The organism is Halorussus vallis (genome assembly GCF_024138165.1).
GTDB lineage: Archaea > Halobacteriota > Halobacteria > Halobacteriales > Haladaptataceae > Halorussus > Halorussus vallis.
Genome location: NZ_CP100000.1, coordinates 3,060,559 through 3,085,344 on the forward strand (window position 1 = coordinate 3,060,559; position 24,786 = coordinate 3,085,344).

The following is a 24,786-nucleotide window of genomic DNA, read 5'->3' on the forward strand; positions in this document are numbered from 1 at the left end:
GCACTCGGCGAAGACCGCATCTACCGGTCGTCCACGCGCGAACCCATCCACGTTCCGAGCGTCAGGCCGTAGATGGCGTGGCCGACGTGGAAGACCAGTCGGTCGTCGGCGTCGAGGCTCATTCCGAGGACGCGTTCGAGCACGACGCGCTCGCCGAACACCGAGAGGACGAGTCCGTAGACGGTGCCCGCGAGCAGGCCGGCCGCCTCCCGGCGGGCCTCGCGGTCGTCCTCGTCCGCCTCCGCGGCCGACGAGGACAACTGCGGCGTCGACGCCGTCGAACCGGAACCGGTCGGAACGAGCGCGCCGAAGGCGACGCCGGCGCCGAGTCCGTAGAGTAGATGGAGGACGATGGCGGCCACCGGGTGGTCGTTCGGGTCGCCGCCGGCGACGAACTTCGACCAGAACACCGCGGTCGGTGGGAGCGCGTGCGAGATGGGAAGCCGATAGGCGGTCATCACCAGCGTCGCGACGAGGCCGCCCTTCGCGCCTTCGACGACGCGGGCCGAGCGCCGTCGACGGCGCTCGGCCCGCGTCGTGCGCTCGTCGGCCCGGTCCCGGTCGGTCGCGCGACCGCGGTCGGTTGCGGCGGTGTCGGTCGAATCACCGAGGAGCGGGAGTCGCATGGCGATACGCCGACCCGGACGCCGAAAGTGCTGGCGGCCGCGGTCGAGCGACCGGGAGGTGAAAGACGGTTCTCGTCGGAGGCGTAGAGGACGTTCCTCGTCGGAGATGTAGAAGGTGCTCCCGACCGAAACCGGAGATCGTCGAAACCCGTCCGTCGGTGGCCGACGAACTACAGCGCGAGGATGTTCAGCACTTTGATGAACACGCCGAAGAGGACGCCGAACGCGACGATGGTCTTGGGGTCGAGTCGAATCGCGTTGCGGTCCTCTGCGTCGAAGTACCGGACGAGTCCGGCGCTGGACATCAGTCCGCCGGAGTCACTGCTGCTCATGTTCCGTTGGTCCGACCGCCCCTCGCCTAAACCTTTCGGAGCGTCTCGCGGCCGAGACGGCCGGCCGGTCCGGGTTCCGATTCCGGCAACGTAACGGGAGTGGGAAACCCTTATGCGAACGGCGGCGGAACGTTCGAAGAGAACGCATGACTGTCACGCTGAAGGACTTCTACGCGGATTGGTGTGGACCGTGCAAGACCCAGGACCCCATCCTCGAAGAGATGGAGGAGGACTGGGGCGAGGTCGACTTCGAGAAGGTGGACGTGGACGAGCACCAGGACGTGGCCAACGAGTACCAGGTCCGCTCGATTCCGACCATCGTGGTCGAGAACGACGACGGCGTGGTCGAGCGGTTCGTCGGCGTCACCCAGCGCGACGAACTCGAAGACGCCCTCGAGAAGGCGGGCGCGTAATCGGACCCCTGTTTTGATGGCCGCGCGACGTTCCCTTGCCGCCGCACCGCGTGCCGGCGAACTCCACCGATAGACGTATCAAAACTCCAACCGTCGGGGGCGATATGGCATCTCTCCGGAGGCGACTCCGACCGTCGGCGCGGAGTCGGCGGTCGCTGGCGGTCGGTGCCGGTTTCAGCGTCCTCTACACCTGCGTCACGTTGGGTTACGCCGCCCATCCCGCGACCGACGTCACCGTCTCCGGGACGCTCTGGCACGCGCTCGTGCTCTACTCGTTCCTGGCGTTCGGCACCGTCGGGGTGCCGGTGTCGCTCTGGTTACGGTACGAACTTCGAAGCCCGGGCGTCCTCCTCGCGGGCGTCCTGCTGTTCTGGCACGCGCTCGTCTACGTCCCGCCGTTCGGGAGCGGGGAGGGCGACGCTCCCGGCTTCCTCTTCGTGTTCGTCTTCGTGCCGGTCTACCTCGTCGCGTACGGCCTGCTCGCCGCGGTCGAGTTCTGGCTCAAAGGCCGGGATATCGCCGCCTCCCTGCCGAGCACCTGACCGACGGTCGAGTCCGACTCTCGCATCGCCGACCCCGCCGAGCGACAGATTGCTCGGTCACTCCAGACCGACCTTCTCGGCGTACTCCTCGAAGACCGCCCACGAGGGGTCGACTTCGGGATGCGCGACCTCTTCGCCGTCGACGAACGCGCCCTCGCCCGCCGACACCTCGCCGACTTCCGCGGCGGGGATGCCCTCATCGTCGAGCGCCGCGAGCACGTCGTCGGCGCCTTCGGGCCGGACCGTCACCAGCAGGGTCCCCTCGCTGGTCGACATCCAGGGGTCGATGTCGAAGAACTCGCAGGCCTCCCGGACGCCGGGGAGGAACGGCACCGCCGACGAGTCGACGTCGATTCTGACGCCGCCCGCCTGGGCGAGTTCGACCAGCGCGCCCCGTACGCCGCCCTCGGTGGCGTCGTGCATCGCGGTGACCGGCCCGGCGGCCGCCGCGGTCAGGGCGTCCCGGACCGGACTCATGTCGTAGAAGCGCTCCTTGGCCGCCGCGATGGTACCCTCGGGTAAGTCGACGGCCTCCTCGAACAGCGTCACCATGAACCCCGCGGCCTCGATGGCCGGTCCCTTCGTCACGAGCAGTCGGTCGCCCGGGCGCGCGCCGTCCGGACGCACGAGGTCGTCGGGGTCGCCAACCGCGAGCGTCGTCGCGCCCCCGACCCACGGGTACGAACACCCGCCGTAGCGGGCGGTGTGGCCCGTCACGATGCTCACGCCGAACTCGCGGGCCTCGCGGTCGAACGTCTCCCAGACCGTCCGGAACTGCTCGTCGGTCATCTCCGGCGGGAGGGTGAACGAGACGGTCAGGTGCGAGGGCGGGATGCCCGACACCGCGGCGTCCGAGAGCGCGACGTGGAAGGCGAACCACGCCGCGCGCTCGAAACCCAGCGCCGGGGTGAGCGAGAGCGGGTCGCTGGCGAGGACGACCGTTCGACCGCCGACCTCGACCGCGCCGAAGTCGACGCCGTGGCGCGGTCCGAGCGTCACGTCGTCGCGGTCGGCGCCGAGGTTGGGGTAGATGTGTTCGTCGAAGAACGCCCGGTCGACTTTGCCGAGGTCGGTCATTGCCGGCAGTATTACCGGGCGAAACAAATCGGTGGTGATTCCGCGCGCTTCTGACGACCGCCACGTGCCAGTCGTCGGAAGCGCGAGAGCGTTGCGAGCGTCGACTCCGCTCGCGCCACCGCCTTACCGACGGTAACCCGATTTCAAGAGGTAACTATATCCGACTCGCCCCCGTGGTCCCGCCCATGAGCGAGACGAACGAGGAATCCGAGAGCGACGCGGACGACCCGCTCGCGGTGTGGTGCGCCGGCGAGGACTGGTGTCCGGTCACCGCGACCGCGACGGTCATCGGCAAGAAGTGGCACCCGGTCGTCGTCCACCGCCTGCTCGACGGCGGGCCGATGGGGTTCAACGAACTCGAAGCCGACGTCGACGGCATCTCCAGCAAGGTCCTCTCGGACAGTTTGGAGGACCTGGAGGAGAAGGGGTTGGTCAACCGCGACATCGTGAGCGAGAAACCGGTCCGGGTGTCGTACTCGCTGACCGAACGGGGGGAGTCGCTCGAATCGGTCATCGCCGAGATGGCCGAGTGGGGGTCGGCGTACCTCGCCGCCCCGGCGGGCGACGGCGATTCGTTCTCGTGAGTTCGGCTACGGACGGACCTCGGTCGACGATTCGACGCGACGTCTTGGACCGGCGATAGATGGTCTGAGCGCTCGAACGTGCGACCTGTCATAACCGGCGCGGCGGTGTTCAGTTCGAATCGATCTCCTCGTAGTGTTCGACGATTTCCTTCATGCACCACTGGTTCAGCCCCTGCGAAGCGAGCGCGAGAGACACCGACGAAATCGGTTTTCGCTCGTAGGCGGCGTACAGCGCCCACAGCATCACCGGAATACTCAGCGTGTTCACGACCTGCGGGTATCCGAGGCCGACGAGGCGATTACCGTCGGCGGTCCACCGCTCTTCTGCCTTCACGACCTTGTACATCCAGTCGTCCAACTCCTCGTCGGGTTCGGGGAACAGCACCGGATTGACCAGCACGAACAGCGCGGTGAGAATCACCAGCGACCACTTGCGGTAACACAGCGCGAGGACGAGCACCGGCCCCGCAAAGAATCGACTCCATCCGCTCTTCGGGTTTGAGTGGCGACCCCATACTTCGTCGTCCATCACATCCGTAATTTTCCCTGGCACGCGTTTCGTGTCGTCGTTCGGCCGGAAAAGCGTTGTCGGGACCCGTCCCCGACCAACCGGACAGAGTTCCTCTCCGCGCTGCATCCCGAAATTGGGAAAATAGTACAATTCCGCAGGAGTTCTCGAACGACTCGTTCGTGTCTCGTTCTCCGATTCTGCGCTCGATCACGTCGACCCTGTCTGACACAAAAGCGGGGCCGAGCGCGTACCGTCCTCCGGAACCGCGAGCGGTCGCCGATCCCGCATTTAATATCGCAACAGTTCATTTATCACGGTAGAGTAGTCGGCCGCGAGGGAGTCGCGCCAACCGACGCCGAAGGCCTTCTTCGTGACCTCGAGCACCGGCGCGACCTGCCAGCGCTCGAACTCCGGGCCGTGGAATCGACCGCGAGCGCCGGACGCGATAGCCCCGACGGCGTTCGATGGTCCGAACGTTTTTCTCCGAAGACGGGACCAACTCGTCGCGGATGGCACACCGCGCACTCCTCGCCTACGAGCGCGACGACGGCACGTACGACCTCCACCGCTCGCGCTGGGGCGGTGCCGACTTCTCGCTCGCGCGCCGCATCACGGCCGAGACGCCCTTCGCCGGCGACGCGGCGGCCGCCGTGGACCCGGAGCCCGTCGCGTCGGGCCTCTCGCTCGACGAAATCGTCGCCGAACACGTCGACTTCCTCCACCACGAAGCGTTCTTCCGCGTCGACCGCGAGTTCGCCGCGACGCCGTTCCACGTCCTGTGGTTCGGGTTCGAACTCGACGCCGAAACCGTCGAGCGGAGCGAGACGGTCGGTCACGGCGCGCTGGTCGCCGCACACGTCCGGAATCCCGGCGGCGTCGACGACTACCTCCGGGGCTGGGTCCGCGGGACGAAAGCGGTCGTCGGCGACGCCGTCGACCGTGGGTGGCTCTCCCGGGCGGATGCAGTCGAGTACCTCGCCGAACGGGTCGCGGCGTGGGACGACGACCGGGAGGTGATACGGCCGGAGTGACCGCCGAATTCAGACCGCCTCGCGTGCCGACGCGCCGTGGCGCGTCGGCACGCGAGTGACGGATTTTAGTGCGCTCGCCGTCTACGTCCGGCAGTGACAACCGCAGACGGCACGACGGTCGCCCTCCGCGACCCGACGCCCGAGCAGGCGCGCGAGCGGGTGGCCGCGGCCATCGACCGCGGCGACCTGATAACCGTCTTCGGCCGATGTTCGGTCGACTACGAGGGCCGGGCGTCGAGCACGCTCGGTCCCGGCGACCGCCTGGTCGTGCTCAAACCCGATGGGACGGTGCTGGTCCACACCGACGAGGGCCAACAGCCGGTGAACTGGCAGCCGCCGGGGTCGACCCGGAGCGCCGCGGTCGCCGAGGGCGACCTCGTCGTCGAGAGCACTCGTTCCGCGCCCGAAGAGCGACTGGTGGTGTCCTTCGAGTCGGTCCGGCAGGTGTCGACCTACGACGTGAGCGACCCCGAGGACCTCGCGCTCTCGGGGACCGAGGAGGACCTCCGCCGGCGACTGCTGGACGACCCCGACCTGGTGGAGGCGGGGTTCAAGCCGCTCGCCACCGAGCGCGAGACGCCCGCGGGCGCGGTCGACATCTACGGCCGCGACCACAACGGCGCGACCGTCGTCGTCGAACTCAAGCGCAAGCGGGTCGGCCCGGACGCGGTCGGCCAGCTTTCGCGATACGTCGAAGCGCTGGCCCGCGACCTCCACGCCGACGCCGAGATTCGGGGCATCCTGGTCGCGCCGTCGGTCACCGACCGGGCGCGCGACCTGCTCACCGAGAAGGGACTTGAGTTCGTCGCGCTCTCGCCGCCGGAGTAGTCGTTCAGGACTGGGCGCGGCGGACGACCAGCACGAGGCCGACGGTCATCGTCAGCGCGACGACCAGGAACGTGAGGCTGAAATCCTGGGGGAACGCGGCGTCGACCTGCGAGGCTTCGATGCCGGCGGTCGGCGTCGGCGTCGACGTTTGCTGGACCGCCAGCGCCGGGGTCGCGGCCAGCGACAGCACCGCGACCGCCGCGAACAGCAACCGACGTGTGGGAGAGAGGTCAGCGGACATCGTACCGGTCGTCTCCGAGGTGCGATAAATCTCTTGCGAACGACGCCGCACGCCGGTCCCGTCTCCGGTTCAGAAGTTGGTCACCTTCGACTGGATTCTGCCGTCGTCGATCTCCGCCGACGACTCGTCGTCCCGGAAATACCGGGCGAGTTCGTCGGCTCGGACCTCGTCGCTCTCGTGCAGGTACGCGATCTCGGTGAGCGACAGCGTCTCGCCGCGCTCCAGTTTCGACACGAGTTGCTCGGCGGTGAGCGACTGGAACGTCAGGTCGAGTCGGACGGTCGCGGCCCGTTCCTCGCTCGCCTCGGCCACGTTGACGCCCTCCGCCAGCACAGTCTCGAAGTCGAGTCCGGTGTCGTCGACCGCCCGGTAGAGGAAGGCGACGGCCGACACGAGCGCGTCGAACGCCTCGACGCCGTCGACGCGCTCGAACCGCTTGCCGAAGACGAGTTCGCGGTCCCGCTCCGAGAGGTGTTCGACGAGCAGTTCGAAGTCGAACATCGACTCGTAGATGCGGTCGCGGATCCGCGCGCGGGCGTTTCGCTCCGACTGGACCGACGCGAAGTCGGTTTCGCCGCGGAGGTACGTTCTGTCTGCTCGACTCAGGATGCCGCGTTCTCGGTCTTCCCCGGACATAATCGGATTCTGATTATGGTACGAATTAGAGGGTTATATAGATACTCGAATTCCGATTATCTTCTCTAATTTCGACGGAACGCTTATAGGACATCTTTCCGATACGACTAGCGAGCATCCATGGCCAAACTCGACTCAAACTCCGGAACCGACGACTCACCGAACTGCCCGCTCCGCACCATCGTGGACGCCGAGACGATTCAGACGACCGTCGAACTCGCCCACGCGCTGTTCGAGGAGTGTCACGTTCGCTTCGACGAGGGCGGACTCCGACTGTCGGCCATGGACGCCGCGACGGTGGCGTCGGTCGAAATCGCGCTCGACGCCGCCGCGTTCGACTCGTTCGAAGCCGTCGACGGGCACGTCGGCGTGAACCTCTCGCGACTCCGCGACGTCGTGCGGATGGCCGACCGGGGACGCCCCGTCCGGTTCGCCCTGGACGCAGAGACGCGAACGCTCGACGTCCGCATGGACGAACTCGAATACACGCTCGGGGTGCTGGACCCCGAAACTATCCGGTCGCCGCCAGACCGCCCCGACGGGGGCTTCGAGTTCACCGGCGAGGTGCGCGTGGCCGCCGGCGACTTCGAACGCGCGGTGAAGGCGGCCGACATGGTGTCGGGCCACCTCGCGCTCGGCATCGACGCCGACGAGGAGGTGTTCTACGTCGAGGCCGAAGGTGACACCGACGACGTCTCGCTCGCGCTGTCGGCCGACGAACTCCTCGAATTCGCGCCGGGACCGGCCCACTCGCTGTACTCGCTCGACTACCTGGCGGCCATCAACCGGGCGATGCCCCGGGACGGCGAGCTAGACCTCCGACTCGGCACCGAACAGCCGGTCGAAGTCGGCTACGAATTCGCCGACGGCGCGGGTTCGGCGGAGTACCTGGTCGCGCCCCGCATCGCGAGAAGCTGAGCGTCGCGGCCGTTTCGAGAGGACCGCGACCGACCCGCCGGCTACGAAGTCGAGTGACCCGACTGTCGTCGGGTCACTCGACTTCGCGCTTGAGCTCGGCGAGTTCGTTCATCGCCTCCAGCGGCGTCATCGTCGCCACGTCCACCTCACGGAGGCGGTCGGCGAGCGCCGACGCCGCGGCGTCGGCGCTCGCCCGGGGCGTGGAGCCGGACGACGGTTCCTCGCCGTCACTCGGTCCCTCACCGTCGGCCGTCAGTCGCGGGGCCGAGTCGGCCTCGGCGCTCGCGCCGGCGGCGTCGGCGGCGTTCTCGGCCGCCTCGTCGTCGCGTTCCGCGCGCTCGGCGGCCAGCAGTTCCTTCGAGCGCTCTACCACCTCGTCGGGGACGCCCGCCTCCCGGGCGACCTGGACGCCGTAGGAGGCGGTGGCCGCGCCGGGGCGCACGTCGTGGTCGAAGACGACCTCCTCGTCGGTCTGGTCGGCCGCGAAGTGGAGGTTGAACGCACGCGGCAGGTCGGCGGCCGTCTCGGTGAGTTCGTGGTGGTGGGTCGCGAACAGCGTCATGGCGCCGATCTCGTCGTGGACGTGTTCGGTGACGGCCCGCGCGATGGCCAACCCGTCGGTGGTGCTGGTGCCCCGACCCACCTCGTCGAGCAAGACCAGCGAGTCCTCGGTGGCGCTCCGGAGGATGGAAGCCAGTTCGGTCATCTCGACCATGAACGTCGAGCGCCCGCCGGCGATGTCGTCGCTCGCGCCCACCCGGGTGAACACCCGGTCGACCGGGGTGACGCTCGCGCTGGCCGCCGGGACGAAGCTCCCGGTCTGGGCGAGCACGGTTATCAGGGCGACCTGGCGCATGTACGTCGACTTGCCCGACATGTTCGGGCCGGTGATGACCGCGAAGCGGTCGTCGGAACCGAGCGTGACGTCGTTGGGGACGAACGACTCCTCGGTGCGCTCGACCACGGGGTGGCGGCCGCGCTCGACGCTGATGCCCTCGCCGCCGATGTCGGGGCGACCGTAATCGTGCTTGGCCGCCACCTCGCCGAGCGCGGCGAGGACGTCGAGTTCCGCCAGCGCGTCGGCCAGCGCCTGGACGCGCTCGGACTCGGCGGCGACCGTCGAGCGAACCTCCCGGAACAGTTCGTGTTCGAGGTCGTCGGCCCGATTCTCGGCCCGGAGAATCTCGTCCTCGCGCTCCTTGAGTTCGGGCGTGTAGAACCGCTCGGAGTTCTTGAGCGTCTGGCGGCGCTCGTAGTCGTCCGGCACCGAGTCGAGGTTCGGGTTCGTCACCTCGATGTAGTAGCCGTGGACCGCGTTGTGGCCGACCTTCAGCGAGCCGACGCCAGTGCGCTCGCGCTCTTTGGCCTGGAGGTCGTCGATCCACGCCTTCCCCTCGCGCTCGGTCGCCCGGAGCGCGTCGAGTTCGTCGTCGTAGCCTTCGGCGATGACACCGCCCTCGGTTATCTCGCGGTCGGGGTTCTCCTGGATAGCGCGGTCGATCAGGTCCCGGACGTCGGCGAGTTCGTCCAGGCCGTCCCGGAGCGCCGACAGTTTCTCGGAGTCGAGGTCGGCCATCGCGGCCTTGAGTTCGGGCACCACGTCGAGGGTGTCTTTGAGCGACCGCAGGTCGCGGGCGTTGGCCCGGCCGCGCGAGATGCGGGCGATGAGTCGCTCGATGTCGTAGACGTCTCGCAGGAGCGTCCGGGCCTCCTCGCGGGCCCGGACGCTCTCGGTCCACTCCTCGACGGCGTCGAGGCGGGCCTCGATGCGGGCCTCGTCCAGCAGGGGTCGCCGGAGCCAGTCCTTGAGCTTCCGACTCCCGAGCGCGCAGGACGTCTCGTCGAGCACGCCCAGCAGGGTCGCGTCGGGGTCGCCGCGGACGCCCCGGCGCTCGAACAGTTCGAGGCTGTCGAGCGCCACCGCGTCCAGCAGCATGTACTCGCGGGGTTCGTAGCGGGTGAGGTGGTTGAGGTAGTCGAGTTCGTCGTCCTTGCCGCCGCGGGTGTACTCGGCGTACGCCAGCAGGGCGCCGCAGGCCCGAATCTCGCAATCCTCCGCGAGCAGGCTCTCGGGCGGCCCGAAGTACGACTCGACGCGCTCGCGGGCCGACTCGGCCTCGAACGCGCCCGGGTCGTAGGGCGAAACCATGCAGTCGGCCGCGAAGAAGTCGGTCGAGACGCCCGGTTCGACGACGGCCTCTGCGGGCGCGAACCGACTGATCTCGTCCTCGACGGCGTCCTCGCGCCGGGCGCTGGTTGCGTAGAAATCGCCGGTCGAGACGTCCAGGAGCGCGAGGCCGTAGCGTTCGCCCGAGGTGAGACACGCCACGAAGTTGTTGTCGTCGGTGTCGAGCAGTTCGTCCTCGGTGAGCGTGCCGGGCGTGACGATGCGCGTCACGGCGCGTTCGACCACGCCGGTCGCCTCCTCGGGGTCCTGGACCTGGTCGGCGACCGCGACCCGGTAGCCGGCGTCCAGTAGCGTCTCGATGTACGACTCGGCGTTGTCGACGGGGATGCCCGCCATCGGGTAGGTGCCGGTCGAGTCCTCGCGCTTGGTCAGCGTGATTTCGAGCAGGCGGGCGGTGGCCTCGGCCGCCTCGCAGAAGGTTTCGTAGAAGTCCCCCACCTGGAAGAGGACGAGCGAGTCGTCGTACCGCGAGCAGAGGTCGAAGTACTGACTCAGCATCGGCGTCAGTTCGTCGTCGCTCTCGGCCATCTTCTCGGGTGGCCCCAGCGCCGCGTCCATGCGAGGGAGTCAGGGGACGGGGACCGATATACCCCTCGGTAGCGTGGCGAAAGTGATGACGGGGTCGGCGCCGACTCCGTCCCCCGAATTTCGAGGGGCGAACGTGGACGTGACGCGATGCTCGAACGCGACGCGACCGCTCGTTCGACTCGGAGGGGCGGTCCGGAACGTCCCAAAACTTATCGCCTCTCCGTTGGGCGTTCGTTTCATGGGAATCTTCGAGGAAATCGCGGTTCTCGACCTGAAGTTCAGGGTCGTCGTCGCACTCGTGTTGACGTTCGTCGGCGTCTCGTTTCCGATGGCGCTCCTCCTCGAATCGAAGGTCGGATTCGCCGTCGGGGCCGCGGCCGCAGTCGTCGTGGCGTCTCTCACCGCACGAAAGCTCCGGTGACGTGGGCCGGATTGCTCGGCGGATTGCCGCCGAGACGCCTAAACCGCTCGCGCGACTACCTCCGACCGTGACCGACCCAGCTACGACGGAGACGGCCGAGGCTGTCGAGGCGGCCGAGACGCCCGAGAAACCGGTCGACCTCGCCGACGCCGACGAACTCGACGAGTTCATCGCCGCTCACGACCGCGCGCTCGTAGAGTTCCACACTCAGGGCTGTTCGCTCTGCCAGGCCATCCAACCCGTCCTGGGCAACGTCGCCCGCGCGACCGACGTCGCCGTCGGGACGATGAACCCCCGCGACGACCCGCCGCTGGTCGAGGCGTACGACGTCCGGAGCGTCCCGACCCTCCTGCTGTTCGAGGACGGCGAACTCGTCGACCGACTCGCCGAGGGGTTCCAGGGGACCGAAGCGGTCGTGGCGTTCGTCGAGGGCCGCGGCCGGAGCGGCGACTGATACGACGCGGCCGGCGGGACGACGACCGACGAACGCGAATCTCCTCGGCCGGTCGGCGTCGGCGTGCCGACGCCGACCGGCCGTCGCGGTTCGGCCCGTTTCGGTTCGGCCCGTTTCGGCTCGGACCGTCACGATTCGAATCGTCTCACGCCCGCCGGACGGCTTCTCCCTCCAGTTCGACTTCGATGGCGACGGTCCCGGCAAGCGCGTCTTCGAGCGCCGGCCTGTCCGGCATCCCCTCGCCCTCGATTCGCAGGCCGAGTCGGCGGGCGTTCCCCACGCCCTCGCGTTCGAGGTAGCGCTCGACGTGGTCGGCCACCTCCGCGGGGTCGTTGGTCGGTTCGGCGACTCCCTCGCGCTCCTCGCCCCGGATGCGGAGTCGGACCGGCCGACCGCCCCGGAGGTTCTTCCACCAGTCGCTGTGGGTGAACACGACGACTCGGCCGTCCTCTTCGAGGTAGCCGACCGGCGTGGTGTACTCTGCGCCGGTCTTTCGGCCGGTGAAGGTGATGAGCGCGACCGAGTCGCTGACGAGACCGTGGAGCGGCGACCGGAGCAGTCGCTCCATCACCGGGTTGAGTACGTCGTAGGCCCAATCGGGCGCCGGCGGTTCGGCGGCCTCGACGGTGGGTTCGTCGCTTCGAGCCGCCGACCCCGCGGGCGCGCCCGCCGGGTCAGTGGCCTGTCGGTCGGTTCGTTCTCGAAGCGTCCGTCGAACGGCGAGGAGGCCGACCCCCGCGAGTCCGACGAGCGCGATTCGCTCCTTCCACCCCGTCGACAGTCGTGGCATGGGACTCCGTACGGCGTCGTCGGTGAAGTGTCTCGGGGCGGTGCTTTGGGTTCGCTGGTCTACTCGGAGTTGTCCGCGGAGTCCGCCCTGCCATCGAACCCGGCGGGTTCGTAGATGCGTATCCACCCGTCGCTGTAGACTGCGACCTTGTGATCGTCGAAGTGGAACGATACGGTGCCCTCCTCCTCGCGCTCCGTGTCCGCTCCCGACGGGCCGAAGAACATCTCTTCGACCGACTCAACGTCGATGGAGTCGTAGAGCGGCGGCATCGCCCCGTAGTCGAGGGGGTCCACGTCCTTGGCCTCCGCGATGGCGAAGACCAGCACCGTGCTCAGTTCGTGGTCGCTCTCGCGGCCGTAGTGGATCTGGTTCACCTGTCGCCACTCCGACTCGTCGACGTTGATTTTCTCGTCGGTCGGGTCGCCGTTCGCTTTACTCATCCTGCCTCCTGTTTCGCGCGTGGTCTTCCTGCCGGGCGTCGACTTCTGCCCCCGCACCGTCGAGGACGGCCTGCACCTGGGCGGTGTTCTCCGCGCGTACGATGATGTCGTCACTTCGTTCGTAGGTGAGTATACCGAGGTCTGCGAGTTTCGGCACGTGCGAGTGATAGAGCGACACCTGGACGTCCCTGCGGTCCTCGTCCGACACGTCGGCGAGCGGTTCGTCTCGTTCCCACGCGGCTATCTTGGTCGCCAGTTCGGCGAGCGTCTCATCGCAACTCCCGTTGATGAGCGTGTACAGCAGATAGCGACGGCGCGGGTGACTGATCGCTGCGAACACCTCGTTCAGTTCCAGGATGGTTTCCGCCGGGTCGTCCGAGCGGAGCGTCCCCGAGCGACTCTCCGTCGCCCGACTCGCGTCGCAGGTGTTTCTGTCCTTTGACGGGTCTTCGTCCATTGAAAATACAGACGGAGGGGGACTTGATATGTATCGGTGCTTTAAAAGGGGGCGCCCGGAGGATTGAATTAAAATCGGTGGCGATTTCCGCCACGAATCCTGTCGAATAGCCGACTCGACCTGGTCGCCTCGGAACTCGCCCGTCGTCCGCCGACTCCGCTACGTGCCCTCGACGAGTCGCTCGAACTGGTGAGGCGGAATCGCGCCGCGAGCGGCGTGGCCGTCGTAGGCGAACGTCGGGATGCCCGAGACGCCCATCTCCTGGGCCTCCTCGAAGCGCCGTTTCAGTTCGGCTTCGAGTCCGTCGTCGTCGATGGCGTCGCGGACCTCCTCTTCGGGGACGCCGACGGATTCTGCGATGTCCGCGATGACGTCGGGGTCGCCGATGTCCCGTCCGTCCCGCCAGAGCGCCTTGAAGGTCCGCTCGTGGAACTCCTCGAACGTCTCCTCGTCGTAGGCCTGTTTGACGTACAGCGAAACCTTCTGGGCGTCCCAGGAGTCGACCTCGAGCGAGTAGTCCAGGGTCATCTCGACGTCGTACTCGTCTTTGAGGCGTTCGACGTTGTCGCGGACCTGCGCGAAGTAGTCGTCGTCCTTGCCGTCCTCGACGTCGTGGTCGATGCTCCCGTCGGGGTGGCGCTTGTACCCCCGGAGGTCGAAGACGTGCCACTCGACCTCCGGCGGGTCCTCGGCTTCTTCGAGGTACTCCTCCATGGCCGCTTTCCCGAGGTAGCAGAACGGGCAGACGTAGTCCGAGAAGACGGTGAGTTCGTCTTCGCTGATCGTGCTCATATCTCTTCGTTAGGTCCTGAGAGGGAAAAACCCGTCATTCAAAGCGAGGTCTTCCGGTTTCGAACGGGGCGGTACCGGTCGGACGGCGACGCCGGCCACGACCGCGACCGTCGTCAGGATACCGTCGTTCGCGCCGCAGACCAATTCGGCGATGTACGCGCCCGGTCGCTCCACCTCGTCACCGAGCAGACGTCCAGCATGGACTGTCGGTGGCCCGCCGGGTGACCGTCCCGCCGAAAGCTACGTTCGACTCGGCGTCGACCGCCCGGTATGGACCTCGACCTCGACGGCGCGCTCGCCGACTTCGACCGCCGCGACTGGCGGACCGAGACCGACCTCGAACCGCTCCGGGTCGCGATGGTCGGCCTCGGGTGGTGGACCCGAGAGCGAGCCATCCCCGCGGTCGCCGACTCCGAGTTCTGCGAGACGACGGTCGTGGTCAGCGGCGACGCCGAGAAAGCCGAGGACGTCGCCGACGAAACCGAGTCGGTCGAGCGCGCGCTCACCTACGACCAGCTCCGCGGCGGCACCGCGACCGACGCCTACGACGCGGTCTACGTCTGCACGCCGAACGCGAGACACCTCCCGTTCGCCGAGTCGGCCGCCGAGTTCGGCAAGGCGGTCCTCTGCGAGAAGCCGATGGAGGCGACCGCCGAGCGTGCCCACCGGATGGTCGACGCCTGTGCGGACGCCGGCGTCCCGCTGATGGTCGCCTACCGGATGCAGACCGAACCCGCGGTCCGCCGGGCGCGCGAACTGGTCCGGGCCGGCGCCGTCGGCGACCCGGTCGTCGTCCACGGTCACATGTCCCAGCGCCTGCTGGAGATGATGCCGAACCCCGACCAGTGGCGCCTCGACCCCGACCTCGCGGGCGGCGGAACTTCGGTCACGGACCTCGGAGTCTACCCGCTCAACACCGCCCGGTTCGTCCTCAATTCGGAGCCCGCGGCGGTGTCGGCGTTCGCCGAGTCGCCGTCGGCGGGCTTCGAGTCGGTGCCCGACGAGCGCGCGACGTTCCAGGTCCGGTTCGAGGACGGCACGCTGGCGGCGTTCTCGGCCAGCCAGAACGCCGCCCACTCGGGGCACCTCCAGGTGGTCGGTACCGACGGCGAGGTGTCGGTCGACCCCGCGTTCATGGGCGGGGCCCACCACGGATTCGAACTCGCGGTCGGAGGACGGCAGGTCGAAATCGACTATCCGGAGCGCGACCAGATGCGCGAGGAGTTCGACTACTTCGCCCACCAGGTCCGGACCGGCGGGGAAATCTACCCGGACGGCGAACACGGACTCATAGACGTCGAAGCCATCGAGGCGGTGTACGAGAGCGTCGAGACTGGGTCGGCGGTGTCGCTGTAGAGGCGCGGCCTCAGTCGGCCCGCACCGGACAGGACTCCTCGGCGTACTCGACGTCGGCCAGCGACTCGATGGGTTCGTCGCCGCACACCGGACAGTCGGGGTTGGGCCTGTACTCCAGTTCCTCGAAGCTCATGTCCATCGCGTCGTAGAACAGCATCCGGCCGTCGAGCAGTTCGCCCGCGTCGAGCAGGTACTTCACCGTCTCGGTCGCCTGGATGCACCCGACGGTGCCCGGCAGGACGCCGAGGACACCCGTGCTCGCACAGTCGGGGACCATCCCCTGGGGCGGCGCCTCGGGGAACAGACACCGGTAGCACGGCCCTTCGGTCGTGAACGTCGTTACTTGCCCCTCGAACTTGTAGATGGCGCCGTGGGAGAACGGCGTCCCCGACAGCGTGCAGGCGTCGTTTATCAGGTACCTGGTCCGGAAGTTGTCGGTGGCGTCGACCACGAAGTCGTAGTCGGCGATGAGGTCCTCGACGTTCTCGGGGTCGACTCGGACCTCGTGGGTCCGGACTTCGAGGTCGGGGTTGAGGTCGGCGACGAAGTCGGCGGCCGACTCGACCTTCGGGCGTCCCACGTCGTCGTCGCCGTGGATGACCTGGCGCTGGAGGTTGCTCAACTCCACGTCGTCGTCGTCGGCGACGCCCAGCGTGCCGACGCCCGCCGCCGCCAGGTACTCGATTACGGGCGCGCCCAGTCCGCCGGCGCCGACCACGAGCACCGCGGCGTCGAGCAGTGCCGACTGGCCCTCGGGTCCCACCTCGTCCATGATGATGTGACGCGAGTACCGGTCGAGTTGCGTCGCGTCGAGCGAGAGACTCATGCTCGTGGGTTGGGCGCTTTCGGGTATAAATCCGCGGCCTCGAAAATTCACGTTTGGTCGTCCGAATCGCAGTGACCGTGACGTTCCCGGAACCCACTGCCCACTCGCACGGAAAGTCGACATCTAGATGACGACTGCATCGAAAGCCCCCGCCCGCTACACTCCCGCGGCTCGCTGCGCGCTTCAGTCGCTCACTGCGTTCGCTTCTTCCAGTGCTTGCTTCGCCGGGGTTCGCGTAGCGGCCGGCCCCTTTCAGTCCCGCCCGCCGGTCGATTCACCGAGCGCTTCCGGTTGTTCGACTCACCGAGCGTTTCCGGCGGTTGGTCGGTCTGGTTTCGCCCCCTCGATCGACCGACGCAGTTTTCAGGGCTCGAACCCTCGGACGAAACCGTATGCATCAGACCGACGACACTGCGACGACCGCCGAGACGGCGGGCGACGCCTCGTTCGTCAAGCGGTTCGCCGCGCTGTTCGCGCTCGGGATGCTCGGCGTCCTCGCGGTCGGAATCTCGACCGCGACGGGCGAGGGCGGCGTCCCCGGCCTGCCGGAGGTGTCCGGCCCCGCGCTCGCCGCGCTCGTGATGATTCAACCCGCGATTCTGCTCGCGATTTCGGTCGGCGTCGGCCTCGCGCTCGCGCCGCGGGTCGGCCTGCGCTCGCACGTCGACGAGCGAGTTCGGGGTGGGCCGCCGGTACTCGGAGCGCTCCGGCCGGAGGTGACGACCGCCGCGGCCGTCGGCGCCGCGGCCTACCTCGCCGTCGTCGCCCTCGACGTCGCGTTCGCACCGCTGGTCGCCGAGGACCTCGCGGCGGTCACGCCCACGCCCCAGACGACCACGCTCGCCGGCCTGCTGTCCAGTCTCTCGGTTCGACTCCTCTACGGCGGCATCACCGAGGAGTTGCTCCTCCGCTGGGGGCTGTTGACCCTCTTCGCGTGGGTCGTCCACTCGGTGCGGTCGCGGGTCGCGGGCGAGCGTCGCGCGACGCTGGCGTCCTCGACCGCGTGGGTCGCCATCGTCGCTTCGGCGGTCCTGTTCGGGGTCGGTCACCTGCCCGCGCTGGCGACCGTCGTCGAACCGACGCCGGCGCTCGTGGTCCGCACCGTCGGCCTCAACGCGGTCGCGGGCGTCGGCTTCGGCTGGCTCTACTGGCGAAGGAGTTTGGAGGCCGCGATGGTCGCCCACATGGCGTTTCACGTCGCGCTGGTCGGCGTCTCGGCCGTCGCGCTGGCGGTGGCCTGACCGCCGCTCCGGACCAGAGCGTGTCGTCAGTTCACTCGCCGTCCGTCCACGTCTCGACGGCGTCGGCCACGTCGAACAGTTTCGACCGCGCGTCCGCGTCGATGCTGACGAAAACGCCGTCGTGGCCGTCGAACGGGACCTGCACCGCGAACGCGTCTTCGGTTTCGTAGACGATTCGACGGAGCGGCCCGGCGCTCGTCACGTCCTCGACCTTCTCCCGCCCGAGCGCGAGCACGATTATCTCTCGCCGGAGCGTATCGAGGTCGGCTGGCTCGTAGCGGTCGGCGAGTTCGTCGCGGAGGTAGAGGTGGTCGAAGTCGTGCTCGGAGTAGACGCCCACCATGCGGAGGTCGTCGCCGACCGACGTTCGCAGCGTCTCGGTCAGTTCGCTCGGGTCGACCATCGTCTCGGCTACGTCCCGTACCCCCGTTAATGTGGGCCGCGGTCACGGACTCTCGACCGATTAGGTTTACCACTCTTTCGCGTTGTACGACCCGCCGAACGGGTCTAATTGCGCCGCTGTCGGCTCGTATCCATCGCGTCGAAAAATCGAATCGGAATCGCGGCGTCGGCCGGTCGGTTACTTCGCGCGACCCTGGCCGCCGTTGTTGCTCGGTCGGACGTGTTCGGCGCCCGTGCCCCTGTTGCGGAGGCCGCGGTTGTCCTTGCCCGCGCCCGTCAGTCCGCGGAACGCGCGACCCTGGTGGGCGTCGTCGCAGATCCAGTTGAGGTCGTCGTCGTTCTGGATGGCGGGGTGCTCGGGGTCGAGCAGAATCACTTCGAACCACTTCTGGCTACCGTCCTCGCCGACCCAGTAGGAGTTGAGCACGCGCAGGTTGCGGAACTTCCGGCTGACGCGCTCCTCGGCGATGCGCTGGACGTTCTTGCGCCGGTAGACGCGGTTGACGCCGGTCCGCTTCGAGCGCCGGCCGGCCTTGAACCGCTGCTTGCGGGCCGAGCCCTTGCGGACGCTCGCGCGGGCCACGACGACGCCCTGCTTGGCCTTGTAGCCGAGTTCGCGGGCCTTGTCGAGGCGGGTCGGTCGCTCGATGCGCTCGATGGCGCCCTGCTTGCGCCACTCTTGCTTTCGCTGCCACTGAAGTTCGGCGAGGTCGCCGTCCTTCGGGTTCTTCCACGCGTCCTTGATGTGGGAATAGAAGCTTTTTGCCATGGTGTATCACCACGGGCGTTGGGTGGTTCAGCCTGCCTCCGCGGGTGACCCCGCGACGTTTCGAGGCGCGAAGCACCTCACAGGCCACATTCCGTCCTGCGGCCCCGGGGGCGGTCGTCGACCGCTCCCGGGGCGCGCAGGTGCCCGCTGGTGCCCGTTCGCCAGCGAGTTACCCGAATTTCTCGTCGTTCGCCTTTAAGGGCTTCGTCTTCGGTCCGTCCTCGATTCGGCCATCGCGTCGCGACCGTGTTCCCGTCGGCCGTCGCCGCTCGATTCTACGACCGTCGCCGAACCGTCCTCACCGCTCTCTGCGTCTTCGTCGTCTGCCTCGGCGCGCTCTCGCGATGGGGACCGATACCCGGCGTGAAACGGTCTGCAACGGTCCGCTCGCGCGTTCCGCGGAACCGGCCGGAAAACGTAACCGTCGGCGGCGAAACTAAGGTCACGTTATTCCAGCGCGGGGTCCGTTACCCCCCGAATAGTAAAGAATCGGGACGCCGTGTATCTGAACTATGCCGTACGCCAAGTCAGACCGGCCGGCAGTCAGTCAGCGCGAAACCGACTCGCGGTTCGCGGGAGGGCGATAGCATGGCGATCCTCGAACTCGCCATCGCGTTCTTCGTCCTCGCCATCATCGCGGGCGCGCTCGGGGCCGGTGGCGTCGCCGGCCTGTCGATGGACATCGCCAAGTGGCTGGTGATCGCGTTCCTGGTGCTCGCGGTGGTTTCACTCGTGCTGTGAGTGCTCGCGGACGGTCGTGAACGACCCGTCCGCGAGCGCGGCCGCCAGTGACGCGCAGTCCGGGTCGTCCGGAACCAGCCGCGGGTACTTCCGCCGGAAGTAGCTCACCACGTTTTCGACGTCGCGTTCGAGTAACTCCTCGCTATTTTCGTGGTCGGTCGGCACCGCCTGGGGCCAGTCGAAGATGGTGATGCCTTCGCTGTTGACGAAGACGTTGTACTCGCTCATGTCGGCGTGGACGAAGCCTGCCTCGTAGGCGTCGCCCATCTCCGAGAGGATCAGGTCGAGGACGCCGACGACCTGCCCCTCTTCGAGCCTGGTCCGCGAGAGTTCGACGCCGTCTATCTTCTCCATCACGATGGCGTGGCGGTTGTGGTCGACCGGCCGGGGCACCCGGACGTCGGGGTACAGCGTCTCCAGGGCGTCGTACTCGCGCTCGGCGGCCTTCCGGGCGGTGTAGAGCCACGAGACGTGCTCGCGGTCGGAGGTGTAGTCGCGTTCGCGCATGACCTCACGGAAGTTGGTGTAACCCTCGCGGTGGTACTTCAGCGCCAGCGGCTTGTACGACTGGACCTCGTAGACGTCGCTCTCCTTGCCGACGCCCAGCGGCGCGCCGAACCCCTCCAGGGTGCCCCGCTCGGCGAAGGTGTGGAGCGCCAGCGCGTCGTAGCCCTCGAACTTCAGCTGGTAGCCCTCGTACTGGATGGTGTTGCGCTCGATCAGTTCGCGGTCGAGACACCGGTCGATGCGGTAGTCGACCTCCTCGGCGGTCAGCCGCGAGAACTCCGGAATCTTCTCGCGGGCGACCCACTCGCTGAAGCGCATCCCCTGCTCGACGCCCGAGAGGAGGTGGAAATCCTCGGGCTCCAGCTCGGCCAGCAGGCCCGCGACGTTCTGAACCATCGCGTGGCCGTAGTCGGCCCGCGGGTAAAAGCCCCGCGTCACGTCCGACCGCGGCTCTCGGTCACCTCCGAGCGCTTCGAACCGGACGGCCGAGCGTCGTCGGTGACCCGTCCGCCACCCCGATAAATCAAATGACGATATACGAAAACGCACATTGACAGGTCAGCGGACGACGACGAGAGCCGGCGAACGAGCGACGAGTTCGCCTGTAACTCGACTCGTCGCGGGGTTACGGCGCAATCTCGTCCGGCTCAACAATCGAAACGGTTTTATCTTTTTAGGCGAGCCTAAAACCCATGAGTGGCGAACTGCGACGGTACGAACCGCCGACGAGAGTGGACGAACAACGCTCCGGCCGTCGGCGAATCGGTGCGACCGCAACCGACGGAGCGGTCCGCCGATGAGCGCCGCCGACGCGACCGGTGAGAGCGGCGAGTTTGACTACGACGTCGTCGTCGTCGGGGGCGGCCCCGCGGGTTGTTCTGCGGGCGTGTTCACCGCGCGGTACGGCCTCGACACCGTCGTCTTCGACCGCGGCAACTCCTCGCTCCGGCGCTGTGCGTATCTCGAGAACTACCTCGGCTTCCCCGCGGGCATCGATATCGAGACGCTGTACGGCCTGATGCACGACCACGCCGAGGAGGCCGGGTGCGAACTCGTCGCGGACATGGTCGAGGCGGTCGACCGCGAGGACGGCGGCTTCCGCGTCGAAACCCAGGACGGCGAGTCGGTCACGGCCGAACGCGTCGTCGCGGCCGCGCGGTACGACGCCGACTTCCTCCGGCCGCTGGGCGACGAGGACGCGATGTTCGTGACCCACGACCACGGCGGCGAGGAACACGAGCACTTCGACCGCGAGTTCCCGAACGAGGACGGGACGACGCCCATAGACGGGGTGTACGTCGCGGCGCCGGTCGGCGACGCGGAGGCCCAGGCGATCATGTCCGCCGGTCAGGGCGCGCGCGTCGCCCGGACGATCATCGCCGACGTGCGACGGGACCGGGGGTTCCCCGACGCGCTCGCCGACCACTGGGACTGGGTCCGGAGCGATGCCGAACTGACCGGCGAGTGGGCCGACCCCGACCGGTGGCGAGAGTGGTTCGACGCCCAGATTCCCGACGACTGCGACGTCGACGAGGACCGCCTCGTCGAACTCCGCGAACGGGAACTCGACCGGAAGTTCGAGACGTACGTCTCCGAGGAGGAGGTCGAACGCCGGGCCGAGCGGGGCCAGGAACGACTCCTCGACCACGTCGACGACGACCGCATCCTCGCCCGCGCCGAAGCGCTCCGGGAGAACCGGGCCGACGACGAGGAGCGGGCGACCGGGGACGACTGACCAATCAGTTCGCACCGGTACCCCGTCGGCGCACCGCCGGCGCGTCGACGTTCCGAAGGTCGGTCCGCGCGAGAACTATCCGTCATTCACGTTTCACACCGCGGATTTATCTCGGCCGGGCGACTCTAACTGTGTAACATGGACACCGGAGGCACCCCCGAAGCGGAGGGCGGGTCGGCGCTCGCGGGCGCCGGGTGGTCGGGCGCGCTGGCGCGGGCGACCGGCGACGGCGTCCTCGAACTCGACCCCGTCGGCACGGTCGTCGCGGCCGACGACGACGCGGCGCGCGTCGTCGGCCGCCCGCGCACCGCGCTGGTCGGCGAGGCGCTGGAGGGACTGCTCGCGCCCGCCGACCGCGAGGCGGTCAGCGACCGCTTCGCCGAACTCTCGGCCGACGCGGACGGCGGCGCGCTCGCGCCGCCGCCCGCGGAACCCGGAGACGGCGGTTCGGCGCCCTCCTCCTCGCTCTCGCCCTCACCCTCACCCTCGCCTTCGCTCTCGGTCGCGGTCGAGACGCCCGCGGGCGAGCGCCGCGACTGTGCACTCCGACTCGCCCCGGTCCGAACCGACGCCGAACTCGCGGGCTTCGTCGCCGCGATTCGGGGAGAACCCGGCGACGGAACCCGGACCGGCACCCCGCTCGACGACCACGAGCGGGAACTCGCCCGCCAGCGCGACGACCTGCGGGCCGAACTCGGCGAGGTGCTGGGCAGGGTTTCGGACGCCATGTTCGCGCTCGACGACGAGTGGCGGTTCACCTACGTCAACGACCGAGCCGAGGACCTCATCCGGCGGTCGGAGTCGGAACTGCTCGGCCGGAACTTTTGGGAGGCGTTCCCCGCGGCCCGCGAGTCGGACTCCCACGACCGACTCCACGAGGCTCTCCGGACCCAGGAGTCGGTCGCCTACGAGGTGTACGCCGCCGACCCCGAGCGGTGGTTCCGAGTCAACGCCTACCCCTCGGAGTCGGGGATTTCGGTCTACTTCCAGGACGTGACCGAGCGCCGCCGGCGCGAGCGCAGACTCCAGGAGAACGAGCGGCGCTACCGGGCGCTGGTCCGCAACGTCCCCGGCGTGGTCTACCGCGGCGCCCCCGAGAGTCCGTGGCCGATGGAGTTCCTCAGCGAGGACGTCGAGGCGCTCACGGGCTACACGGCGGCCGAACTGACCGACGGCGAGGTCCAGTGGGAGGACCTGATGCACCCCGACGACCGCGAACCCGTCCGTCGGGCGGTCGCCGACCAACTCGAGTTCGACGGCGTCTATCGCGGCACCTACCGCATCCGCACCCGCGACGGCGAACGCCGGTGGATTCGCTCGCAGTGTCGCGCGGTGACCGACGAGTCCGGCAATGCGAGGGCCATCGAGGGCGTCTTCACCGACGTGACCGCGCGCAAGGAGCGCGAGCGACGCCTCGAACGCTACGAGACGATACTGGAGACGATAGACGACGGCGTCTACGTGGTCGACGACGACCAGGAGTTCGTCACGGTCAACGACGCCTACTGCGAAATCACGGGCTACGACCGCGAGGAACTGCTGGGCGCGCACGTCTCGCTCGTGGTCGACGATCGGACCGTCGCGGCCGCCCGCGACGGCGAACGCGAGATGCGGGCCGGCGGGGAACGAACGACGATGGAGGCCGACCTCCGCCGGGCCGACGGCGAGACCATCACGGCCGAGGCGACGTTCTCGCTCCTGCCGACCGAGGACGGGACCGACGAGGTCCGCGTCGGCGTCGTCAGGGACGTGACCGCGCGAAAGGAGCGCGAGCGACACCTCGAACGCTACGAAACCATCGTGGAGTCGAGTTGGGACGGCGTCTACGCGCTCGACCCGGACGGCGACTTCGCGATGGCGAACGACGCCTTCCTGGAGATGGTCGGCTGGGAGCGCGAGGAACTGCTGGGCCGGCCCGCGGCGGTCGTCCACGACGCCGACGTCTCGTCGGCCGCGGGCCGACTCGCCGCCGACGTATGGGAGGGCGACCGCGAGGGGGCGCGACTGGAGTTCGACCTGCGGGCGAGGGACGGAAGCGCCGTCCCCGTCGAGAGCCGATTCGGCCCCTATCCCTACGACGGCGAGCGGTGGGGCCGGTGCGGCATCGTCCGAGACATCACCGAGCGCAAGCGCCGCGAGCGCGAACTGAAGCGCCAGCGCGAGCAGTTGGCCGCGCTCGACGACCTCAACTCGCTCGTTCAGGACATCACCCACGCGGTCCTCCAGCAGTCCAGTCGCGACGAGATCGAGTCGCTGGTCTGCGAGCGACTGGCGGCCGCCGAGTCCTACGAGTTCGCCTGGGTGGGCGCGGCCGACCTGGAGCGCGAGCGGGTGACCCTCCGGACGGAGTCGGGCGTCGAGGGGTATCTGGAGGACATCTCGATTCCTCTCGACGACGGCGTCGAGGAACTCGGACCGACCGGACGGGCGGTGCTCACCCAGCGAGCGCAGGTCACCCGCGACGCCTTCGAGGACCCGAACTACGCGGAGTGGCGCGACCACGCCCGCGAGCACGGCTTCCGCGCCTCGGTCGCGGTTCCCATCACCTACGAGGGGACGCTATACGGCGTCCTGAACGTCTACTCGGCCAGGCGCGGCGCGTTCGACGACGACGAGCGGACGATCCTCTCGCGCCTCGGCGACGTGGTCGGCCACGCCATCAACGCGCTCGAACGCAAACAGGCGCTGTTGAGCGACGAACGGGTCGAACTCGATTTCCGCCTCCGCGACGTCCTCGGGGACGAGACACCGACCGACGGCGAGATTCGGTTCGAGCGGACGGTGCCGGTCGACGGCGACACCTACTTGGAGTACGGAACCGTGACTGACGACGGCGTCGAGACGTTACGGGCGGTCGTCAAGGCGTTCCCGCACTTCGAGTCGCTCGCGTTCCTCGACGAGGCGGGCGACGAGCGCCGGTTCGAACTCCGACTGTCGGAACCGCCGGCCATCTCGGTGCTGGCGAACCACGGCGGCCGGGTCGCGGAGGCGGTCATCGCCGACGGCGACTACCGGATGACGGTGACGGTGCCGCCCCGGGTGGAGGTCCGGACGATACTGGACGCGATAGAGGACGCCTACCCCGACATCGACTTCGTCGCCCAGCGACAGACGAGTCGGTCCTCGGGCGATGACCGCCGGGAGACGCTGGTGGACAGACTGACCGAGCGCCAGCGAGCGACGATGGAGGCGGCGTTCTTCGGCGGGTACTTCGACTGGCCGCGGACCAGCACCGCCGAGGACCTCGCCGATTCGATGGAGGTGTCGCCGCCGACGTTCCACCACCACCTCCGGAAGGCCCAGAAGAAGGTGGTCGACGGCGCGCTGGTCGGCGGTGCGAGCGTCTCGAAGTCGTGACCGGAACTGGGGCGCGTTCGATTCGCACCCGGACTGTTCGCGA

At 68.3% G+C, this 24,786-nt stretch carries 28 protein-coding genes; 13 read left to right on the top strand and 15 right to left on the bottom strand.

Features of this window, described 5'->3' with window-relative positions; all coding sequences use genetic code 11:
* Nucleotides 1-20: 20 nt before the first annotated feature.
* Both NGM07_RS15500 and NGM07_RS15505 read right to left on the bottom strand, forming a co-directional pair.
* A complete protein-coding gene (locus NGM07_RS15500; protein ID WP_253513174.1) occupies nucleotides 21-626 on the bottom strand; it encodes a hypothetical protein in 606 nt (201 codons plus the stop codon).
* A 170-nt stretch (nucleotides 627-796) separates the two neighbouring features.
* Complete coding sequence (locus NGM07_RS15505) at nucleotides 797-958, bottom strand: preprotein translocase subunit Sec61beta (RefSeq protein WP_253513175.1); 162 nt, start codon at nucleotides 956-958, stop codon at nucleotides 797-799.
* 146 nt (nucleotides 959-1,104) lie between these two features.
* On the opposite strand from NGM07_RS15505, the gene trxA reads away from it, so the two are divergent.
* Together trxA and NGM07_RS15515 are read left to right on the top strand one after the other, a co-directional pair.
* On the top strand, nucleotides 1,105-1,371 hold the full coding sequence (gene trxA, locus NGM07_RS25540; protein ID WP_253513177.1) for a thioredoxin: 267 nt from the start codon (nucleotides 1,105-1,107) through the stop codon (nucleotides 1,369-1,371).
* A gap of 104 nt (nucleotides 1,372-1,475) precedes the next feature.
* Nucleotides 1,476-1,913: a hypothetical protein gene (locus NGM07_RS15515; RefSeq protein WP_253513178.1), complete on the top strand. Its 438-nt coding sequence runs from the start codon at nucleotides 1,476-1,478 to the stop codon at nucleotides 1,911-1,913.
* A gap of 57 nt (nucleotides 1,914-1,970) precedes the next feature.
* On the opposite strand, the gene NGM07_RS15520 is transcribed toward NGM07_RS15515, so the two are convergent.
* A complete protein-coding gene (locus NGM07_RS15520; protein ID WP_253513180.1) occupies nucleotides 1,971-2,990 on the bottom strand; it encodes an AIR synthase family protein in 1,020 nt (339 codons plus the stop codon).
* Between the two features lie 185 nt (nucleotides 2,991-3,175).
* Between NGM07_RS15520 and NGM07_RS15525 the strand changes: the two genes are divergently transcribed.
* Nucleotides 3,176-3,574: a winged helix-turn-helix transcriptional regulator gene (locus tag NGM07_RS15525; protein WP_253513182.1), complete on the top strand. Its 399-nt coding sequence runs from the start codon at nucleotides 3,176-3,178 to the stop codon at nucleotides 3,572-3,574.
* A gap of 109 nt (nucleotides 3,575-3,683) precedes the next feature.
* On the opposite strand, the gene NGM07_RS15530 is transcribed toward NGM07_RS15525, so the two are convergent.
* Complete coding sequence (locus NGM07_RS15530) at nucleotides 3,684-4,127, bottom strand: DUF6653 family protein (RefSeq protein ID WP_253513183.1); 444 nt, start codon at nucleotides 4,125-4,127, stop codon at nucleotides 3,684-3,686.
* Between the two features lie 467 nt (nucleotides 4,128-4,594).
* On the opposite strand from NGM07_RS15530, the gene NGM07_RS15535 reads away from it, so the two are divergent.
* Both NGM07_RS15535 and nucS read left to right on the top strand, forming a co-directional pair.
* A complete protein-coding gene (locus NGM07_RS15535) occupies nucleotides 4,595-5,116 on the top strand; it encodes a DUF6735 family protein (RefSeq protein ID WP_253513185.1) in 522 nt (173 codons plus the stop codon).
* Between the two features lie 93 nt (nucleotides 5,117-5,209).
* The gene (nucS, locus tag NGM07_RS15540; protein ID WP_256523973.1) at nucleotides 5,210-5,944 is read left to right on the top strand and encodes an endonuclease NucS; all 735 of its coding nucleotides are present in this window, start codon (nucleotides 5,210-5,212) and stop codon (nucleotides 5,942-5,944) included.
* 4 nt (nucleotides 5,945-5,948) lie between these two features.
* On the opposite strand, the gene NGM07_RS15545 is transcribed toward nucS, so the two are convergent.
* Nucleotides 5,949-6,185 (bottom strand): hypothetical protein, encoded by a 237-nt coding sequence (locus NGM07_RS15545; RefSeq protein ID WP_253513187.1) that lies wholly within the window; start codon nucleotides 6,183-6,185, stop codon nucleotides 5,949-5,951.
* A gap of 69 nt (nucleotides 6,186-6,254) precedes the next feature.
* On the bottom strand, nucleotides 6,255-6,821 hold the full coding sequence (locus tag NGM07_RS15550) for a DUF8102 family protein (RefSeq protein WP_253513189.1): 567 nt from the start codon (nucleotides 6,819-6,821) through the stop codon (nucleotides 6,255-6,257).
* 120 nt (nucleotides 6,822-6,941) lie between these two features.
* On the opposite strand from NGM07_RS15550, the gene NGM07_RS15555 reads away from it, so the two are divergent.
* Nucleotides 6,942-7,739: a DNA polymerase sliding clamp gene (locus tag NGM07_RS15555; RefSeq protein WP_253513191.1), complete on the top strand. Its 798-nt coding sequence runs from the start codon at nucleotides 6,942-6,944 to the stop codon at nucleotides 7,737-7,739.
* A gap of 73 nt (nucleotides 7,740-7,812) precedes the next feature.
* On the opposite strand, the gene mutS is transcribed toward NGM07_RS15555, so the two are convergent.
* Nucleotides 7,813-10,485 carry a DNA mismatch repair protein MutS gene (mutS, locus tag NGM07_RS15560; RefSeq protein ID WP_253513193.1) on the bottom strand — a complete coding sequence of 891 codons (2,673 nt, stop codon included), beginning with the start codon at nucleotides 10,483-10,485 and terminating at the stop codon, nucleotides 7,813-7,815.
* Nucleotides 10,486-10,693: 208 nt separating this feature from the next.
* Here mutS and NGM07_RS15565 point away from each other — a divergent pair, with 208 nt between their 5' ends.
* Together NGM07_RS15565 and NGM07_RS15570 are read left to right on the top strand one after the other, a co-directional pair.
* On the top strand, nucleotides 10,694-10,876 hold the full coding sequence (locus NGM07_RS15565) for a hypothetical protein (RefSeq protein WP_253513195.1): 183 nt from the start codon (nucleotides 10,694-10,696) through the stop codon (nucleotides 10,874-10,876).
* 67 nt (nucleotides 10,877-10,943) lie between these two features.
* Nucleotides 10,944-11,330 carry a thioredoxin family protein gene (locus NGM07_RS15570; RefSeq protein ID WP_253513196.1) on the top strand — a complete coding sequence of 129 codons (387 nt, stop codon included), beginning with the start codon at nucleotides 10,944-10,946 and terminating at the stop codon, nucleotides 11,328-11,330.
* A gap of 145 nt (nucleotides 11,331-11,475) precedes the next feature.
* On the opposite strand, the gene NGM07_RS15575 is transcribed toward NGM07_RS15570, so the two are convergent.
* The 4 genes from NGM07_RS15575 to NGM07_RS15590 all read right to left on the bottom strand — a co-directional run bounded on the left by NGM07_RS15575 (nucleotide 11,476) and on the right by NGM07_RS15590 (nucleotide 13,809).
* Nucleotides 11,476-12,120 (bottom strand): nitroreductase/quinone reductase family protein, encoded by a 645-nt coding sequence (locus tag NGM07_RS15575; protein ID WP_253513198.1) that lies wholly within the window; start codon nucleotides 12,118-12,120, stop codon nucleotides 11,476-11,478.
* A gap of 59 nt (nucleotides 12,121-12,179) precedes the next feature.
* Nucleotides 12,180-12,560 carry a HalOD1 output domain-containing protein gene (locus tag NGM07_RS15580; protein ID WP_253513200.1) on the bottom strand — a complete coding sequence of 127 codons (381 nt, stop codon included), beginning with the start codon at nucleotides 12,558-12,560 and terminating at the stop codon, nucleotides 12,180-12,182.
* On the bottom strand, nucleotides 12,553-13,017 hold the full coding sequence (locus tag NGM07_RS15585; RefSeq protein WP_253513202.1) for a DUF7344 domain-containing protein: 465 nt from the start codon (nucleotides 13,015-13,017) through the stop codon (nucleotides 12,553-12,555). Before NGM07_RS15585 ends, NGM07_RS15580 begins: the two co-directional genes overlap by 8 nt.
* Nucleotides 13,018-13,176: 159 nt before the next feature.
* Entirely contained in the window at nucleotides 13,177-13,809 is a 633-nt protein-coding gene (locus NGM07_RS15590) for a DsbA family oxidoreductase (RefSeq protein WP_253513204.1), read from the bottom strand.
* 270 nt (nucleotides 13,810-14,079) lie between these two features.
* Between NGM07_RS15590 and gfo6 the strand changes: the two genes are divergently transcribed.
* Entirely contained in the window at nucleotides 14,080-15,165 is a 1,086-nt protein-coding gene (gene gfo6, locus NGM07_RS15595; RefSeq protein WP_253513206.1) for a D-xylose 1-dehydrogenase Gfo6, read from the top strand.
* Between the two features lie 10 nt (nucleotides 15,166-15,175).
* On the opposite strand, the gene ubaA is transcribed toward gfo6, so the two are convergent.
* Nucleotides 15,176-15,991 (bottom strand): SAMP-activating enzyme E1, encoded by an 816-nt coding sequence (gene ubaA, locus NGM07_RS15600; RefSeq protein WP_253513208.1) that lies wholly within the window; start codon nucleotides 15,989-15,991, stop codon nucleotides 15,176-15,178.
* 392 nt (nucleotides 15,992-16,383) lie between these two features.
* On the opposite strand from ubaA, the gene NGM07_RS15605 reads away from it, so the two are divergent.
* Nucleotides 16,384-17,232 carry a CPBP family intramembrane glutamic endopeptidase gene (locus tag NGM07_RS15605; RefSeq protein WP_253513210.1) on the top strand — a complete coding sequence of 283 codons (849 nt, stop codon included), beginning with the start codon at nucleotides 16,384-16,386 and terminating at the stop codon, nucleotides 17,230-17,232.
* A 31-nt stretch (nucleotides 17,233-17,263) separates the two neighbouring features.
* Here NGM07_RS15605 and NGM07_RS15610 read toward each other — a convergent pair whose 3' ends face one another.
* Both NGM07_RS15610 and NGM07_RS15615 read right to left on the bottom strand, forming a co-directional pair.
* Nucleotides 17,264-17,635 carry a DUF7522 family protein gene (locus NGM07_RS15610; RefSeq protein WP_253513212.1) on the bottom strand — a complete coding sequence of 124 codons (372 nt, stop codon included), beginning with the start codon at nucleotides 17,633-17,635 and terminating at the stop codon, nucleotides 17,264-17,266.
* Between the two features lie 177 nt (nucleotides 17,636-17,812).
* Nucleotides 17,813-18,403 carry a 50S ribosomal protein L15e gene (locus NGM07_RS15615; RefSeq protein ID WP_253513214.1) on the bottom strand — a complete coding sequence of 197 codons (591 nt, stop codon included), beginning with the start codon at nucleotides 18,401-18,403 and terminating at the stop codon, nucleotides 17,813-17,815.
* A gap of 594 nt (nucleotides 18,404-18,997) precedes the next feature.
* Between NGM07_RS15615 and NGM07_RS15620 the strand changes: the two genes are divergently transcribed.
* Complete coding sequence (locus tag NGM07_RS15620; protein WP_368410308.1) at nucleotides 18,998-19,144, top strand: DUF1328 family protein; 147 nt, start codon at nucleotides 18,998-19,000, stop codon at nucleotides 19,142-19,144.
* Here the strand turns inward: NGM07_RS15620 and NGM07_RS15625 are convergent.
* Entirely contained in the window at nucleotides 19,130-20,047 is a 918-nt protein-coding gene (locus tag NGM07_RS15625; RefSeq protein ID WP_253513218.1) for a serine/threonine-protein kinase RIO2, read from the bottom strand. The two genes, NGM07_RS15620 and NGM07_RS15625, sit on opposite strands and share 15 nt — an antisense overlap.
* Before the next feature lie 400 nt (nucleotides 20,048-20,447).
* Between NGM07_RS15625 and NGM07_RS15630 the strand changes: the two genes are divergently transcribed.
* Both NGM07_RS15630 and NGM07_RS15635 read left to right on the top strand, forming a co-directional pair.
* Nucleotides 20,448-21,386 (top strand): NAD(P)/FAD-dependent oxidoreductase, encoded by a 939-nt coding sequence (locus NGM07_RS15630; RefSeq protein ID WP_253513220.1) that lies wholly within the window; start codon nucleotides 20,448-20,450, stop codon nucleotides 21,384-21,386.
* Nucleotides 21,387-21,524: 138 nt separating this feature from the next.
* Nucleotides 21,525-24,743, top strand: coding sequence for a PAS domain S-box protein (locus tag NGM07_RS15635; RefSeq protein WP_253513222.1), 3,219 nt, complete (start codon nucleotides 21,525-21,527; stop codon nucleotides 24,741-24,743).
* Nucleotides 24,744-24,786: the final 43 nt, after the last annotated feature.

Coding starts and splice junctions, on each gene's coding strand:
- NGM07_RS15500 (WP_253513174.1), bottom strand. CDS start 626: ATGCGACTCCCGCTCCTCGGTGATTCGACCGACACCGCCGCAACCGAC.
- NGM07_RS15505 (WP_253513175.1), bottom strand. CDS start 958: ATGAGCAGCAGTGACTCCGGCGGACTGATGTCCAGCGCCGGACTCGTC.
- trxA (WP_253513177.1), top strand. CDS start 1,105: ATGACTGTCACGCTGAAGGACTTCTACGCGGATTGGTGTGGACCGTGC.
- NGM07_RS15515 (WP_253513178.1), top strand. CDS start 1,476: ATGGCATCTCTCCGGAGGCGACTCCGACCGTCGGCGCGGAGTCGGCGG.
- NGM07_RS15520 (WP_253513180.1), bottom strand. CDS start 2,990: ATGACCGACCTCGGCAAAGTCGACCGGGCGTTCTTCGACGAACACATC.
- NGM07_RS15525 (WP_253513182.1), top strand. CDS start 3,176: ATGAGCGAGACGAACGAGGAATCCGAGAGCGACGCGGACGACCCGCTC.
- NGM07_RS15535 (WP_253513185.1), top strand. CDS start 4,595: ATGGCACACCGCGCACTCCTCGCCTACGAGCGCGACGACGGCACGTAC.
- NGM07_RS15545 (WP_253513187.1), bottom strand. CDS start 6,185: ATGTCCGCTGACCTCTCTCCCACACGTCGGTTGCTGTTCGCGGCGGTC.
- NGM07_RS15550 (WP_253513189.1), bottom strand. CDS start 6,821: ATGTCCGGGGAAGACCGAGAACGCGGCATCCTGAGTCGAGCAGACAGA.
- NGM07_RS15555 (WP_253513191.1), top strand. CDS start 6,942: ATGGCCAAACTCGACTCAAACTCCGGAACCGACGACTCACCGAACTGC.
- mutS (WP_253513193.1), bottom strand. CDS start 10,485: ATGGACGCGGCGCTGGGGCCACCCGAGAAGATGGCCGAGAGCGACGAC.
- NGM07_RS15565 (WP_253513195.1), top strand. CDS start 10,694: ATGGGAATCTTCGAGGAAATCGCGGTTCTCGACCTGAAGTTCAGGGTC.
- NGM07_RS15575 (WP_253513198.1), bottom strand. CDS start 12,120: ATGCCACGACTGTCGACGGGGTGGAAGGAGCGAATCGCGCTCGTCGGA.
- NGM07_RS15580 (WP_253513200.1), bottom strand. CDS start 12,560: ATGAGTAAAGCGAACGGCGACCCGACCGACGAGAAAATCAACGTCGAC.
- NGM07_RS15585 (WP_253513202.1), bottom strand. CDS start 13,017: ATGGACGAAGACCCGTCAAAGGACAGAAACACCTGCGACGCGAGTCGG.
- NGM07_RS15590 (WP_253513204.1), bottom strand. CDS start 13,809: ATGAGCACGATCAGCGAAGACGAACTCACCGTCTTCTCGGACTACGTC.
- gfo6 (WP_253513206.1), top strand. CDS start 14,080: ATGGACCTCGACCTCGACGGCGCGCTCGCCGACTTCGACCGCCGCGAC.
- ubaA (WP_253513208.1), bottom strand. CDS start 15,991: ATGAGTCTCTCGCTCGACGCGACGCAACTCGACCGGTACTCGCGTCAC.
- NGM07_RS15605 (WP_253513210.1), top strand. CDS start 16,384: ATGCATCAGACCGACGACACTGCGACGACCGCCGAGACGGCGGGCGAC.
- NGM07_RS15610 (WP_253513212.1), bottom strand. CDS start 17,635: ATGGTCGACCCGAGCGAACTGACCGAGACGCTGCGAACGTCGGTCGGC.
- NGM07_RS15615 (WP_253513214.1), bottom strand. CDS start 18,403: ATGGCAAAAAGCTTCTATTCCCACATCAAGGACGCGTGGAAGAACCCG.
- NGM07_RS15625 (WP_253513218.1), bottom strand. CDS start 20,047: ATGGTTCAGAACGTCGCGGGCCTGCTGGCCGAGCTGGAGCCCGAGGAT.
- NGM07_RS15630 (WP_253513220.1), top strand. CDS start 20,448: ATGAGCGCCGCCGACGCGACCGGTGAGAGCGGCGAGTTTGACTACGAC.
- NGM07_RS15635 (WP_253513222.1), top strand. CDS start 21,525: ATGGACACCGGAGGCACCCCCGAAGCGGAGGGCGGGTCGGCGCTCGCG.